The 12,752-nt window shown below is 60.0% G+C and carries 17 protein-coding genes; 13 read left to right on the plus strand and 4 right to left on the minus strand.

From position 1 onward, the window contains the following. Positions 1-89 precede the first annotated feature (89 nt). Positions 90-449 carry a response regulator gene (locus B2Y33_RS19520; RefSeq protein WP_110606795.1) on the plus strand — a complete coding sequence of 120 codons (360 nt, stop codon included), beginning with the start codon at positions 90-92 and terminating at the stop codon, positions 447-449. On the opposite strand, the gene cobF is transcribed toward B2Y33_RS19520, so the two are convergent. Further along, positions 421-1,227: a precorrin-6A synthase (deacetylating) gene (gene cobF / locus B2Y33_RS19525; RefSeq protein WP_042139299.1), complete on the minus strand. Its 807-nt coding sequence runs from the start codon at positions 1,225-1,227 to the stop codon at positions 421-423. The genes B2Y33_RS19520 and cobF overlap by 29 nt on opposite strands. A gap of 298 nt (positions 1,228-1,525) precedes the next feature. Here cobF and gloA point away from each other — a divergent pair, with 298 nt between their 5' ends. After that, positions 1,526-2,053 (plus strand): lactoylglutathione lyase, encoded by a 528-nt coding sequence (gene gloA / locus B2Y33_RS19530; RefSeq protein WP_028686986.1) that lies wholly within the window; start codon positions 1,526-1,528, stop codon positions 2,051-2,053. 93 nt (positions 2,054-2,146) lie between these two features. Beyond that, on the plus strand, positions 2,147-2,389 hold the full coding sequence (locus tag B2Y33_RS19535) for a hypothetical protein (RefSeq protein ID WP_027914709.1): 243 nt from the start codon (positions 2,147-2,149) through the stop codon (positions 2,387-2,389). 60 nt (positions 2,390-2,449) lie between these two features. On the opposite strand, the gene B2Y33_RS19540 is transcribed toward B2Y33_RS19535, so the two are convergent. Continuing rightward, positions 2,450-3,271 (minus strand): shikimate 5-dehydrogenase, encoded by an 822-nt coding sequence (locus B2Y33_RS19540; RefSeq protein WP_206405280.1) that lies wholly within the window; start codon positions 3,269-3,271, stop codon positions 2,450-2,452. 216 nt (positions 3,272-3,487) lie between these two features. Here B2Y33_RS19540 and B2Y33_RS19545 point away from each other — a divergent pair, with 216 nt between their 5' ends. The 4 genes from B2Y33_RS19545 to B2Y33_RS19560 all read left to right on the plus strand — a co-directional run bounded on the left by B2Y33_RS19545 (position 3,488) and on the right by B2Y33_RS19560 (position 6,513). Next, on the plus strand, positions 3,488-3,670 hold the full coding sequence (locus B2Y33_RS19545; protein ID WP_206405281.1) for a hypothetical protein: 183 nt from the start codon (positions 3,488-3,490) through the stop codon (positions 3,668-3,670). A 221-nt stretch (positions 3,671-3,891) separates the two neighbouring features. Then, a complete protein-coding gene (locus B2Y33_RS19550; RefSeq protein WP_260507329.1) occupies positions 3,892-4,962 on the plus strand; it encodes an HWE histidine kinase domain-containing protein in 1,071 nt (356 codons plus the stop codon). A gap of 166 nt (positions 4,963-5,128) precedes the next feature. Then, entirely contained in the window at positions 5,129-5,506 is a 378-nt protein-coding gene (locus B2Y33_RS19555) for a response regulator (RefSeq protein WP_027914706.1), read from the plus strand. A 128-nt stretch (positions 5,507-5,634) separates the two neighbouring features. Beyond that, positions 5,635-6,513 carry a DMT family transporter gene (locus B2Y33_RS19560; protein WP_027914705.1) on the plus strand — a complete coding sequence of 293 codons (879 nt, stop codon included), beginning with the start codon at positions 5,635-5,637 and terminating at the stop codon, positions 6,511-6,513. A 72-nt stretch (positions 6,514-6,585) separates the two neighbouring features. Here the strand turns inward: B2Y33_RS19560 and B2Y33_RS19565 are convergent, their stop codons facing one another. Continuing rightward, on the minus strand, positions 6,586-6,774 hold the full coding sequence (locus B2Y33_RS19565) for a hypothetical protein (protein WP_206405283.1): 189 nt from the start codon (positions 6,772-6,774) through the stop codon (positions 6,586-6,588). A gap of 282 nt (positions 6,775-7,056) precedes the next feature. On the opposite strand from B2Y33_RS19565, the gene pbpG reads away from it, so the two are divergent. Continuing rightward, positions 7,057-7,986 (plus strand): D-alanyl-D-alanine endopeptidase, encoded by a 930-nt coding sequence (gene pbpG / locus B2Y33_RS19570; RefSeq protein WP_110606797.1) that lies wholly within the window; start codon positions 7,057-7,059, stop codon positions 7,984-7,986. 24 nt (positions 7,987-8,010) lie between these two features. Here the strand turns inward: pbpG and B2Y33_RS19575 are convergent, their stop codons facing one another. Beyond that, positions 8,011-8,457 carry a hypothetical protein gene (locus B2Y33_RS19575; protein ID WP_027914702.1) on the minus strand — a complete coding sequence of 149 codons (447 nt, stop codon included), beginning with the start codon at positions 8,455-8,457 and terminating at the stop codon, positions 8,011-8,013. Positions 8,458-8,622: 165 nt separating this feature from the next. On the opposite strand from B2Y33_RS19575, the gene B2Y33_RS19580 reads away from it, so the two are divergent. The 5 genes from B2Y33_RS19580 (at position 8,623) to B2Y33_RS19600 (ending at position 12,736) form a co-directional block, all read left to right on the plus strand. Next, positions 8,623-9,957: a lysine N(6)-hydroxylase/L-ornithine N(5)-oxygenase family protein gene (locus B2Y33_RS19580; protein WP_028686982.1), complete on the plus strand. Its 1,335-nt coding sequence runs from the start codon at positions 8,623-8,625 to the stop codon at positions 9,955-9,957. 166 nt (positions 9,958-10,123) lie between these two features. Continuing rightward, complete coding sequence (locus B2Y33_RS19585; protein ID WP_027914700.1) at positions 10,124-11,317, plus strand: PepSY-associated TM helix domain-containing protein; 1,194 nt, start codon at positions 10,124-10,126, stop codon at positions 11,315-11,317. Further along, a complete protein-coding gene (locus B2Y33_RS19590; RefSeq protein WP_027914699.1) occupies positions 11,314-11,853 on the plus strand; it encodes a hypothetical protein in 540 nt (179 codons plus the stop codon). The genes B2Y33_RS19585 and B2Y33_RS19590 overlap by 4 nt, the downstream gene beginning before the upstream one ends. Then, complete coding sequence (locus B2Y33_RS19595) at positions 11,850-12,170, plus strand: hypothetical protein (protein ID WP_027914698.1); 321 nt, start codon at positions 11,850-11,852, stop codon at positions 12,168-12,170. The genes B2Y33_RS19590 and B2Y33_RS19595 overlap by 4 nt, the downstream gene beginning before the upstream one ends. Continuing rightward, a complete protein-coding gene (locus B2Y33_RS19600; RefSeq protein WP_197874134.1) occupies positions 12,167-12,736 on the plus strand; it encodes a DUF6162 family protein in 570 nt (189 codons plus the stop codon). Before B2Y33_RS19595 ends, B2Y33_RS19600 begins: the two co-directional genes overlap by 4 nt. Positions 12,737-12,752 lie beyond the last annotated feature (16 nt).

Raw genomic sequence — 12,752 nt, forward strand, 5'->3', positions numbered from 1 at the left:
TCGGATCGATCAGATAGGTATTCTTCGGGAACTTCTGGGCCCTGGCGACGCACAGAACAAAAGACATTCAACAAGACAGGATCTGAACCATGTCCCTTCTGGTAGTCGAGGACGACGACATCGTACGCATGCTCATGGTCGAGGTCCTCGACGAATTGAAATATGACGTGATCGAGGCGCAAGACGCCACGACCGCAAAGAAAGTACTCGAAAATCCTGACCAAACGCTCGAACTCATGATAACCGATGTTGGCTTGCCGGACATGGATGGCCATGACCTGGCCAAGCGTGCACGCGCACTGCGTCCAGGGCTTCCTGTGCTGTTCGCCAGTGGCTATGGCGACAACGTCGAAGTGCCTGAAGGCATGTACAGAATTGGCAAGCCTTACTCCATTGACCAATTGCGAGACAAGGTGGCCTCTATCCTTGATGCCCATCAAGCGGGGTAGTTGGTTCGGCTTGATAATCCGTTGTCGGGCGTGCTTCACGGCGCAGCAGGTAGATGTCCATTATCCAGCCCTTGCGCCTGCGTAGAGTTGACCGGGCCTCCACAATACGTGCCTTGACCGCGTCAAGTGGCCCGGCGATCACCATCTCGTCTGCGGTTCCCAGGTAGGCCCCCCAGAAGATCGTGAGCGCCGGATCGGACAGCTCAGCAAAGACGCAGGCACTGTCGAGCATCACCACAACATTGTCGACTTGCTCGAGATCCGCCAGCCGCCGTCCTGGCAGCACGATCAATGGCTCACCGGCACGTGTGAGCGCGATCTGGTGACGGGCGGCCAACAGCTGCATGCTGCTTATTCCTGGTACAACCTTCAAAGCAAGCGACACGCCCTGCTCGCGGACCAATTCCATCACACGTAGCGTGCTGTCGTACAAGCCTGGTTCACCCCATAGTAAAAATGCGCCGGTCTGCCCTGGGTGCAGTTGCGCCTGCAGCAGCGAGGCATACGCCATGGCCCTCTGACGGTGCCAGACATCGACCGACTCGGCATACCCTGGAGCCTGCCTGGCGCGTCGCGGGTCGGTAATCTGCACGATGCGATAGCTGTCGTCGGGTAGGTAGCGCTGCAGGATCGCCTTGCGCACCTCCAGAAGGTCCTGGACCTCGGGACCTTTGTCCATGACGAAAAACACGTCTACGCAGCGTAACGCCTCGACCGCTTCGTAGGTCAACTGACGAGGATCGCCAGCACCAATGCCGATCAGCAGTACCTGTATCATTTCCCCTCCCGTGCCATTTCGCCCACTCGCTAAAAGGCGACTGGCCATGAATGTGCTCGCGTTGGCGCAATGATGAAACCTCAACACTTGCTTCACACTTTTTTCACAGCGCCATAGGCATCATAAACACAGCTAACGGACTAGCGACCCCATCACGCGCCCGCACACGCGGGCCTCTAATTCCAGCGCCCTGCCTTCAGCAGGGCGCTTTCATTTGCGCAATCGTTTCACTGCCGTATCATGAGCAGCCTGTCCGTTTCGCCGGGTCCTTGCACCCGGCCCCGTCTCAGGAGTTTCCATGAGCTTGCACGATCTGCAAACCGTTCCGGGCGTCACCGCACAGCCTGACGCTGCCACTGCCCAATTCGTCTTCAACCACACCATGCTGCGGGTCAAGGACATCCAGAAGTCGCTGGATTTCTATACCCGCGTACTGGGTTTCCGCCTGGTGGACAAGCGTGATTTCCCGGAAGCTGCTTTCAGCCTGTACTTCCTGGCCCTGGTCGACCCTGCCCAGATCCCAGAGGACGACCATGCCCGCCACCAGTGGATGAAGTCGATCCCGGGCGTGCTCGAACTCACACACAACCATGGCACCGAACAGGATGCCGACTTCGCCTACCACGATGGCAATACCGATCCACGCGGCTTCGGCCACATCTGTGTCTCGGTGCCGGACGTACGTGAAGCCTGCGCCCGCTTCGAAGCCCTGGGCGTGCCGTTCCAGAAACGCCTGCAAGACGGACGCATGAACCACCTGGCCTTCATCAAGGATCCGGATGGTTACTGGGTCGAGGTCATCCAGCCTGGCGAGGTGAAAGCCTAAGGCTCACAGGCCACGCTTGTCGGGTGACCGCCCGCATACCCTTTGCTGTGGTATATGAAGTAGAGGCTTCATTGCCACAGCGAGGTACCGATCATGCAATCGCTCCAGTGTGAATACCGCAAGCACGTCATCACCGCCAGCGTCATGCCTCATCCTGACTCGCCGCTCCCCTTTGCGGCAGGCTGCCTGATCACAGCGCCCGACGGCCATGTCAGCCGCCGGCTATCGATGCCCATGAAGTTCTTCAGCGACTTGGACAATGCCCAGCATGTGTCGCTGGCGTATGGCCGTGCGCTGGTTGACAAGCAGTTGGATCAAGTCACCCAGGTGCGCTGATCGCTGCAGCGACCCGGCTTTGCTTGCTGGTCGCTGCATGTCGCAGGCTCTGCAGCTGGCTCAGCCTTGACGCGCGTAGGTCACGGCAGCTTGTACCTGTTCAGCCGTTGGCCTGATCCCGGTGTACAGGACAAATTGCTCCAACGCTTGCAGTGCGATGACTTCAAGCCCGGTGATCACCTGCTTGCCGAGCTGCTCTGCGAGCTTGTTCAGCGGTGTTTGCGCGGGCATGGCCACCACATCGAATACGCGCTCGGACGCAGCAATTGCCATCTCGCTGAACGCCAACTGCTGCGCCTCCGGCCCACCTGCCATGCCCACCGGGGTGACGTTGATCAGCATCGGCGGGCAAAGGTCGCCAAGCTCGGGCAGCCAGCGGTAGCCGCACACATCGGCCAGTTCCCGCCCGGCCTGCTCGTTACGGGCGACAATCATGCCTTCGCCAAAACCTGCGTCACGCAACGCACTGGCCACCGCCTTGGCCATGCCACCGCTGCCGCGCAAGGCGAACGCCGTAGCCGGGTCCACCTTGTGCTGCGTCAGCAACTGCCGGACTGCCAGGTAGTCAGTGTTATAGGCTTTGAGGTGGCCCTCGGTATTGACCAAGGTGTTGACGGAGTCGATTGCCGCAGCCGAGGGGTCAATTTCATCGACCAACGCCATGCACGCTTCCTTGTACGGCATCGAGACACCACAACCACGAATGCCAAGCGCCCGGATGCCCGCTACAGCAGCCGGCAAGTCATCGGTGCGCATGGCCTTGTAATAGAAATCCAGGCCAAGCTGCTCATAGAGGTGGTTGTGGAAGCGGACACCGAAGGTCCCTGGACGGCCTGCCAGGGAAATGCACAGCACGGTATCCCGGCTGGGTATAAGGGACATACACGATCCTTTTGCGGTGTACAGACGGTGAGTGAGCCTAGCAGAGCGGATGCCCCACGCATACCGACTCGAGGCTGCTCGCAACGCCCTACGAATCGACCATGCACAATGACGCCAGCACATTAGGCAAAACTGATAAGCACTATTGAGCACATTGATTTCAGTCCCGCCCAAGGCGTCGGTACAGTAACGCCATGTCTTAGCGGAGGGCTGTAGATGTCCACTATCGAGATCATGTCCGTGATCGGCTCGGCAGTACCGGCCTCCTTGCGCAATCAGGGCCTGCTGGCTTGCTGGTACCTGGTCAGTAATGGCGAGCCGGTCAGCGGGCCGATGCCGAGCCTGGCCAGTGCGCGCGCCCTGATCGAACAGCTGCAACCCCTCAGCCTACTCGCCTGACACGAACATTTAGTGCTGCTCCCTGTTGCCCGCCATCGTGCGGGCTTTTTTTTAAGTGCCCTGTCACTCGCCAGGCTGCGCGCATCCGCGAAACGCTGTAACCTTGCCGTTTTAAAACACCGAGACACTTCGTCCAAGGAGACGTCGTTGCCATTCCCTGCAAGGCTTCCTGGCTCATGACGGCACTGGTCGACAGCTTTCGGGACGAGGCCATCGAGATCATGGCCAACGGTGAATCCATCCTCCCTTTGCTGAGCGCCTTCGTCACTGCACTGGCTGCGCAACTGCCGGGTAGTCACGTCGGCATCAATATCCTGGACCATCCAGGCAAAACCTTCAGGCACTCTGTCTTTCCGAGCCTGCCTGAAGCATTCAGCAGCAAGCTCACTGGCAACCCCATTTCGACAAACCGCGGCTCATGCGGTTTGGCCATTCTCAGCGGCGCGGCCATTGATGTGCCTGACGTGGCTACCGATCCACGTTTCGCAGCAGCGTGGAAGGGCCTGTTTCGTGAGCATGGGCTCAAAGCATTGACGTCGTTTCCGGCCCAGGACAAGGACGGCGCCGTACAAGGCACGATCGCCCTGATTTATGACCCGCAACGCCCGATTACCAAGGCTTTTCGCGCACAGATGCCCAGCGCCTTGCGTTTGTGCGCGCAGCTCTGCGCCTACAGCCGTACCCAGGAAGCGGCGGCGATACTCGTGACCGAACTTGATCATCGTATGCGCAACCTGTTCAGTACCATTGGCGCTGTTGCCATCCTGACGGCGAAGCATCATCCAGAAATCACCGAGTTCCGCAGTGTTCTGCAAAACCGCCTGGTGACGATGCAGAAGGCTCATACGCTGGCGCTCGCGAAGGTCCCGATCAGCTTGCACAGCCTGGTGACTGAAACCTTGGCCCCCTATGTGACGGACATGCACGACGACAAAAGCGGGCCGCACATAATCCTGGCGCCCGAGGCGGCTTCTGCATTGGCGTTGGTCCTGCACGAGCTGGCGACCAATGCCGCGAAATATGGAGCCTTTTCCCAATGCGGCGGCGTTGTGGCCTTCAGCTGGCAGCTTGAAGAGCAAATGGACTCACCGCCACATTTCACCTTCAACTGGCATGAAACCGGCGGTCCAGCGGTTGCGCCGCCCACCAGGCGAGGCTATGGCACTCTGATGATGCAAGGCAGCTTACGCAACGCGTTCAACGGCAAGGTGACGTTCAACTACGAGCCTGCTGGATTCAGTTGCCAGATCACCGCCCCGTTTACCCAAAAGCTAGGCAAACGCATCTATTGAGCGACCTGGACGAGCAGCTGAAACCGGTGATGGCATGCATGCCACTGTTGTACAGCCGTCGAGTTTCATGCCAATAGCTGTACAAATTGCACCGCTTATCCATTCGAAGCAACGCGGTGCTGACCACGCCCTCGGAAGCACATGATGGAAACGATGGTCTGCGCTCATGAAGGGAAAACGGATCTTAGTGGTCGAGGACGAGCCTGCCCTGCGGGAATTCTTGGCCATGATCATAGAAGATACAGGCGCGACGGTCGTCTCTGTGGATACCGCCGAAGAGGGTATTCGCCAACTCGATAAGCAGCCCTGGGCGGCGGTGGTGACCGACGTGCGCACACCGGGGCTTTCCGATGGCTGGGATCTGGCCTGGACGGCTTACGAAAAATGGCCGCGCTTGCCTGTGATCGTGACCAGTGGCGGGCACAGCAGGCTCGACGTGCCATTACCACCCACCGCTGCATTCATTGCCAAGCCGTGGTCGATCGAGGCGATGATCATGCTGCTGGTGGGGTGCACCGGTACGGACCACTCATCCGACAACTAGGCCGCAGGGCGCTACCAACCTGGTAATTGCCAGTGGGCAGGCAACGCTTTATCTTTGCGTTCTTAGGTACCGCTGACAGACATTTCTCGGCAAGGCATTCGGTATAAATGCCTGCCCAAGGATTCGTCATGTCTAAAAACACCCTCTGGTCGATTTCGCTTCTGGCTGTCACCGCGGTATGGGGCTGGAGCTTCGTGGCCAAGCACGACACGCTGAGCATCATGGCTGCCTCCACTTTGAATGCGTGGATGTTCAGCCTGGCCGCATTGGCGTTGCTCCCCTTCTCGATTCGCTCGTTTCGACTGATGGGCCCACGCACTTGGTTGAGTGCTGGCTTGGCCGGGATCGTGCTGTTTTTGGCTTTTTCGCTGCAGACCTCCGGTACTGCCCTGACGACGCCCTCCAATGCTGGTTTCATCACGGGCCTGTGTACTGTGTTCACGCCGGTGCTGATCTACCTCATGGGCAAGGGTCGCCCCAGCCTGAAGCAAGGGGTCGGAACCGGTATCGCGGTAGTCGGGCTCGGCCTGCTGAGCCTGGATGGATTTACCCTGCACTACGGCGATTTGCTGGTGCTGGGGTGTGCCGTGTGCTTCGCGTTGCATATCGTGATGGTATCGACGTTCACCACGCCTGCGCTCGCTTTGGCATCGGCTTCGATTCAATTAAGCGTCGTCGGCGTGCTTTCGCTGATATGGAGTTGGTCGAACAACGAGTTCTTCGTACCCACCACGCTACCTGTCACCACCACCCTCCTGGTATTGGCGCTGCTGGCAACAGCCTTGGCTTACGCCATCCAGAACCGTGCCCAAGCGGTGTTGCCCCCGGAAAAGGTTGCATTGATACTCATATGCGAGCCAATTTTCGGCGGCCTGTTCGGCTACTTCCTTGCCGGTGATCGTTTGCCTGCAGAGCGTCTGGCCGGCGCAGGCTTGATATTGGTCGGGTTGACCATCACCGAGCTGCGACTCACGCGCATCGCCTCGCGTGCCTGGCGCAGGGCATAGGTATTTTACGATCCGAAAGTGCCAGCAGGCCCGTGGGGGCTAGGCCCGCTGCGAGGCTTCATTTGCTTCCCATCACTCTGGCTTGGGGGCCGTGTCATCTTCATAGGTAAGGTCTACGACGAGCTTCACTGCATCTTCATCATCTTCGAGCAATTGTACACTCCCCTCCTGGTCCTCGACCTCGTAGAGTTCATCGAGATCGTCACGCTGGTACCACTCCGGGATGTCATCTCCGCGATACGTTCTCAATTTCACAACCATGCCTGGATCCTCCGTATGTTCAAAGGTGACAGGGCCGAGTCCCACGGAGTTCACCTCGAATCAGTAAATCAGCCCAAGCGGTTCAGTGAGAGGGGACGACCAAAGGATGGGGAGTTGGCCTACTCAACGCGCTGAAGCCGTACCCGCAGGATTAAATTTCCTTCACCTTGCGCCCATTGGTGATAAGGCAATCGACACGGCTTGAGCCATACTCCAGAATGCGCCGGCTTGGGGAAAACCCTCGCAATGCCAACGACATAGCCCTCTTTAGTGAGCCTCAACGTGAAAACGATCCTGTCCACCCTCAGCCTTGTGTTGTTGCTCACAGGTACCCTGACCCCTATTACCGGCGCTGTCGCTGCACAGCCCGCTGCCCAGTTGCAACGTGACCCCGCCAAGCTGCACTTGGCCTCCGGCAGCGCCTTGTTGATCGACCTCAACACCAACAAGGAGCTGTACGCCAGTCACCCTGACCGCGTGCTGCCCATTGCGTCGGTGACCAAACTGATGACGGCCATGGTCGTGCTCGATGCCAAGCTGCCCATGGACGAAATGCTGACCATGACCATTGCCAACAACCCGGACATGAAAGGCGTCTACTCCAGGGTTCGGCTCGGCAGCCAGTTGAACCGACGCGAGACGTTGCTGATCACCCTGATGTCCTCGGAAAACCGCGCCGCAACCACCCTGGCCAACCACTACCCTGGCGGTTACCCGGCTTTCATCAAGGCGATGAACGCCAAGGCACGCAGCCTGGGCATGAGCCATACCCGCTACATCGAACCCACCGGTCTTTCGACTCAGAACGTCTCCACTGCCCGCGACCTGACCAAGCTGTTGATGGCGTCGCGCAAGTACCCTATGTTGAGTACGTTGTCGACCACCCGTGAGAAAACCGTAGCGTTCAGCAAACCCAATTACACACTCGGGTTTCGCAACACTGATCACCTGGTGAACAAGAGCAACTGGGACATCAAGCTGACCAAGACCGGCTTCACCAACGAGGCTGGACACTGCTTGGTACTGTTGACACGCATGGACAACCGTCCGGTCGCCATGGTCATTCTCGATGCATTCGGCAAGTACACCCACTTCGCCGATGCCAGCCGTATGCGCCAGTGGCTGGAGACGGGCGCGGCCAAGCCAGCCCCAGCGGTGGCCATGCAGTACAAGGCCGATCGTCACAACAAAGCGCGGTTGGCCGCCGATTGACCCTCTCGGTTTGGTCAGCGCCGGCTAGGCACGGGTGCTGACCAGGCCACCGGCACTGCCACCACCGCTTTGCTGCAACAGTTCGAGCAACTGTGCCGAGGCCGCGATGATCTGGCTGCTGAGCGTGGCAATGCTGCTTTGCTTGGTGCTGATGGCAGCCATCTTCGCGGTCTCTTCCATGTCGCTGTTCATCAGCGCTGAAAGTTGTTTCTGCTCCTCTGCCAGCTGTTTCTGCAACGTCTTGATCAACTCGCGCAGCTGCTTGACGGCCTCTGGCTCGTCGCTGTCGTCGCTCTGGGCAGATTGTGCCTGGCCCGTAGCCGTGGCGTTGAGGCTGTCACTGGTGATGCTCAACGGGCCGGGCGCTTCGCCCGCCTGCACACGCCGTTCACGCTCGGCGGCAGCGTCAACGCTCAGCGTCTGGGCTGAGACGCCGTTGATCAACAGATTGCTCGAGTTGATTGCGACCATGATGATTCCTTGCTCCAAAACCGGTCCGTGCCCCATTTATCGGCACAAATGGGCTTGTCTTGAGCCCTGCTAAATTCCCTGTCGGTTGGCTCGTTCCAGAAGATGTACCAGCGCGGTAGCCGGATCACCGGTGAGCGTCCACATCGACCTTATGGAATCGCGGCCATGACCCAAGCCACACAGCAGGAAACCATCAAAGATCTGATCGGCGTAGGCTTCGGCCCGTCCAACCTTGCGCTGGCAATCGCCCTCGAAGAGCTGGCCGAAAGCCAGGGGCGCGCCCTTGACGCGCTATTTATCGAGAAGCAGCAGGACTATCGCTGGCACGGTGAAACCCTCGCCACCCAGAGCGAGTTGCAGATCTCCTTCCTCAAGGACCTGGTGTCCCTGCGCAACCCCACCAGCCCCTACAGCTTCGTCAACTACCTGCACCAGAAACAGCGCCTGGCCGACTTCATCAACCTGGGCACCTTCTATCCCTGCCGACTGGAATACAACGACTACCTGCGCTGGGCTGCCGAACATTTCGCGACCCAGGCGGTATACGGTGAAGAAGTGCTGCGTATCGAACCTGAAATCACCCAAGGCCGCGTCGAGCACCTGCGCCTGGTGTCCCGTGATGCCGAAGGCCGGGAATACACCCGCAGGGCCCGTTCGGTCGTGGTGGGCAGCGGCGGAACACCGAAGATTCCGGAAACGTTCGCGGCCTTCAAGAACGACCCGCGCGTGTTCCACCATTCCCGCTACCTAAGCAGCCTCAGCCAGCTGCCCTGCAATGCCGGAAAACCAATGCGCATCGCGGTCATCGGCTCAGGCCAGAGCGCAGCCGAGGCGTTCATCGATCTCAACGACAGCTACCCGTCGGTGAAGGTGGACATGATCCTGCGCGCCTCGGCGCTCAAGCCAGCCGACGACAGCCCGTTCGTCAACGAGATTTTCGCACCCGACTACACCGACCTGGTCTACAACGAACCGGCCGATCAACGCAGCAAGTTGCTCGATGAATACCACAACACCAATTACTCGGTGGTCGACCTGAACCTGATCGAGCGCATCTACGCCATTCTCTATCGGCAAAAAGTGGCCCATCAGTTCCGCCACAACGTGCTGTGCCGGCGCCAGGTAGAAGCGGTGGTGGGCACCTCAGAAGGCATCGAGTTGACCCTCAGCGACCTGGCCACCGGCCAGCAACAGACCCACCGCTACGATGCCGTCATCCTGGCCACCGGCTACGAGCGCCGTTCGCACCGCGACTTGCTGGCCCCCCTGGCTGGCTACCTGGAGGACTTCAACGTCGATCGCAACTACCGCGTACTGACCAGCCCCGACCTCAAGGCGTCGGTGTACCTGCAAGGCTTCTGCGAGAACAGCCATGGTCTGAGCGACACGCTGCTGTCGGTTCTGCCCTCGCGGGCCGCCGAGATTGGCCGTGCGCTCTATCAAGACCTGCCATCGTTGCGCACCCTGCCACTGCCAGAAGCGGTCCTGTCCCGCGCCTGACAGACGCTTCGCCACCGCCCCCCCGTTTCAGGTGCGGGGGCCGGCTCCTCAGCCTGAAACATTTCCTTGCATTTAAATCGACGGAATTTCGATTCTCATTCGTCCTTATCAATACAGCTCTCCAGGGTTGGGCTTAAGCTCGACCCCTTATTGTGAAGATCGTCTGATGGCCAAAACTCCGAAAAAATCCAAGTCCAGGCTCTGGTTCCTGGTCCACAGCTGGCTCGCGCTGCCGATCTGGTTCTTTGTCCTTATCGTGTGTTTCACCGGCATGCTCGCGGTGGTCAGCCAGGAAATCGTATGGCTGGCCGACCCTGCGGTCCGCGCCAACAAGCCCGATGCCGACGTGGACCGCCTGAGTTTCCAGCAAGTGCTCGATGCGCTGCACAAGGCCGAGCCCGAGATGATCGTGGACATGCTTCGCCAGCCCGACGGCTCGCACTTCGCGGTCATTGCCAACGTTACCCTGCCCGACGGCACCAGCCCCACGCTGTATGTAAACCCCTACACCGGGGCCATCCAGGGCAAGACGCCCGACTTCGACTTCGAAGCCTTCACCCGCGCCTTGCATGGGTGGTGGCTGGTGCCATTCACCAACGGTTACAGCTGGGGCTGGTACCTTGTTTCACTACTGGGCCTGCCCATGCTGGCGTCCCTGGTCACAGGGCTGGTGGTGTACAAGAAATTCTGGAGGGGGTTCTTCAAGCCGGTGCGCACCGGTCACGGCTCGCGGATTTTCTGGGGGGACGTGCATCGCCTGGCCGGCGTCTGGTCCATCTGGTTCATCGCCGTCATTTCCATTACCGGTACCTGGTTCCTGATCCAGGCCATTCTGGGCGATAACCACGTCACGATTTCCACACGCCCCATCGTGCCGGTGATTGCACGCGAGGACGTGCCGCAGACCACCGACGGCACCCCGGCACCACGCATCGACCTGGACGAAGCCGTGCGCATTGCCGGGCAAGCGGTACCGGGCCTTGAGGTCAGCTTCGTGATATTGCCCGCCACGGCGTACAGCCATATCAGCCTTTCGGGGCCGGGGTGGTACCCGTTGATGTTCCAGAATGCCTCGGTCAACCCCTACACCCGCCAGGTCGACAGCCAGTTCCGCATCAGCGACCGCACGCCCCTGGAGTTCGTCACCGAATCCATGCGTCCGCTGCACACCGGCGACTTCGGCGGGCTGCCGATCAAACTGGTGTGGTTCTTCTTCGGCCTGGTATTGACCTTGATGGTGTTCAGCGGCCTGCTCATCTGGACCAAGCGCACCGCCCAGGCTACCGCCGCCGCCCTCAAGCGCAGCGAGCGCGCCCCGCGCGTCGCACAGCGCGAGCCTACCCTGGAGACCCAACCATGAGCCAGGCACACACCCTTGAGCAACGGCCATTGAAGCAGATCTGGTTGAAGTGGCGGTTTCACCTGAACATTCTGCTGGTCCTGATCCCGCTGGGCTTCATGCCCCAGTACTTTGCCGACGCCAAGCTGTTTCGCGGCGAAGCCGGGCTGGGCGCGAACGTGATACGTGATATCAAAGTAGGGCCCTACAGCCTGGACCTGGCTGAAATGCGTGACGAAGTGCCCCAGGCCGATGGTCCGGCCGGCTACTTCAAGGTGTTCAATGCCTCGCTCTGCAAAGGCTGCGCCCAAGAGGTGAAAGCCACCTACCTGCGCATCGGCAAGCCGCGCAGCCTGCGCGCCGCCGGCACCATTTTCTTCGGGGCCCCCTACCACATGGGTACCTCCCTTCCAATTGCGCCGCGTACTCGGCCAGATGCCCAAGTGTGGATCACCCTTGAAGGCTGGGACGGCAGCATGCATCAAGCCTCGGTGCCCTTGGCCCAGGCATCGCCAGCCACCGTGGCCTGGCTCAAGAAACAAGGAGGCAACAAATGAAACACCTCATGCGTAGGCTCATGCTCCCATCACTGCTGTTGACCGCGACGGCTGCCATGGCACACAACCCCATGTGTGAATGTGAGGAAGTGCCAGGCAGTCAGATCAAATGCACTGGCGGCTTTTCTGACGGTAGCGGTGCACCTGGTGTAACCCTGGACGTGATCGGCTACGACGAACAGGTGCTGGTCGGCGGCAAGCTCGGGGATGACTCCACCCTCACCTTCAAGCGCCCGGATGGTGAATTCTACGTGTTGTTCGACGCAGGCCCTGGCCATGTGGTCGAAGTCGACTACGCCGACATTTCGCAACCATGAGCCGGGTTCAGGTGATTCGCCCGGCCGGCGCCGGGCATGAAACGCTGTATGTGCTGATGGTCAGTGCATTGATCGTAGCCCTGGCAGCCAGCGTCGTGCTGGTGCGTGGGGAGCGTGTGGACGATCAGCCGATCGCCAGCCATCAAATTGACGCTCGGCGGGACCTGACGCCGGCTGAGCAAGGCCTCTACACCGACCTGCGGGTGGCCTTCGACGAAATCCAGTACCTTCGCGAGGAAGAGGGCGCCGTGCCCGACGTGCAAACACTGGCGGCCGAGGGTCTGCCGCCTTTCGTCGTTGATGCCGGTAGCCAGGGCCGTGGCAATCACCACTGGTCGTTGCTGGCCGACGGCGCCTACCTGGGCCGCAGCCAGGCGCCGGAAATCGCCGGCGACCTGCTGATGATCCTGCCCGCCGAAGCTGGCGCCGAGGCCGAGGTCTGGCTCCTTAGAGACAGCCCCAGCTCATCGGTCGATGACCTTGCCCCGGCAAGCCTGATCGTCGCCGGCTGGCGCCAGGTCGTCAGCCACTACGACGCCGGTGTCACCCGCGAACACCGTCACTGACTCCAAAGGAATGTTC

It is taken from the genome of Pseudomonas sp. UBA5666 (assembly GCF_002420785.1).
Classification (GTDB): Bacteria; Pseudomonadota; Gammaproteobacteria; order Pseudomonadales; family Pseudomonadaceae; genus Aquipseudomonas; species Aquipseudomonas fulva.

Bases quoted from the DNA above. Each gene is read 5' to 3' on its own strand.
- B2Y33_RS19535 (WP_027914709.1), top strand. From the start codon at position 2,147: ATGCAATCGCTCCAGTGTGAATACCGCAAGCACGTCATCACCGCCAGC.
- B2Y33_RS19595 (WP_027914698.1), top strand. From the start codon at position 11,850: ATGAAACACCTCATGCGTAGGCTCATGCTCCCATCACTGCTGTTGACC.
- gloA (WP_028686986.1), top strand. From the start codon at position 1,526: ATGAGCTTGCACGATCTGCAAACCGTTCCGGGCGTCACCGCACAGCCT.
- B2Y33_RS19580 (WP_028686982.1), top strand. From the start codon at position 8,623: ATGACCCAAGCCACACAGCAGGAAACCATCAAAGATCTGATCGGCGTA.
- B2Y33_RS19545 (WP_206405281.1), top strand. From the start codon at position 3,488: ATGTCCACTATCGAGATCATGTCCGTGATCGGCTCGGCAGTACCGGCC.
- B2Y33_RS19550 (WP_260507329.1), top strand. From the start codon at position 3,892: ATGGCCAACGGTGAATCCATCCTCCCTTTGCTGAGCGCCTTCGTCACT.
- B2Y33_RS19590 (WP_027914699.1), top strand. From the start codon at position 11,314: ATGAGCCAGGCACACACCCTTGAGCAACGGCCATTGAAGCAGATCTGG.
- B2Y33_RS19520 (WP_110606795.1), top strand. From the start codon at position 90: ATGTCCCTTCTGGTAGTCGAGGACGACGACATCGTACGCATGCTCATG.
- B2Y33_RS19555 (WP_027914706.1), top strand. From the start codon at position 5,129: ATGAAGGGAAAACGGATCTTAGTGGTCGAGGACGAGCCTGCCCTGCGG.
- B2Y33_RS19585 (WP_027914700.1), top strand. From the start codon at position 10,124: ATGGCCAAAACTCCGAAAAAATCCAAGTCCAGGCTCTGGTTCCTGGTC.
- B2Y33_RS19560 (WP_027914705.1), top strand. From the start codon at position 5,635: ATGTCTAAAAACACCCTCTGGTCGATTTCGCTTCTGGCTGTCACCGCG.
- B2Y33_RS19575 (WP_027914702.1), bottom strand. From the start codon at position 8,457: ATGGTCGCAATCAACTCGAGCAATCTGTTGATCAACGGCGTCTCAGCC.
- B2Y33_RS19600 (WP_197874134.1), top strand. From the start codon at position 12,167: ATGAGCCGGGTTCAGGTGATTCGCCCGGCCGGCGCCGGGCATGAAACG.
- B2Y33_RS19565 (WP_206405283.1), bottom strand. From the start codon at position 6,774: ATGGTTGTGAAATTGAGAACGTATCGCGGAGATGACATCCCGGAGTGG.
- cobF (WP_042139299.1), bottom strand. From the start codon at position 1,227: ATGATACAGGTACTGCTGATCGGCATTGGTGCTGGCGATCCTCGTCAG.
- B2Y33_RS19540 (WP_206405280.1), bottom strand. From the start codon at position 3,271: ATGTCCCTTATACCCAGCCGGGATACCGTGCTGTGCATTTCCCTGGCA.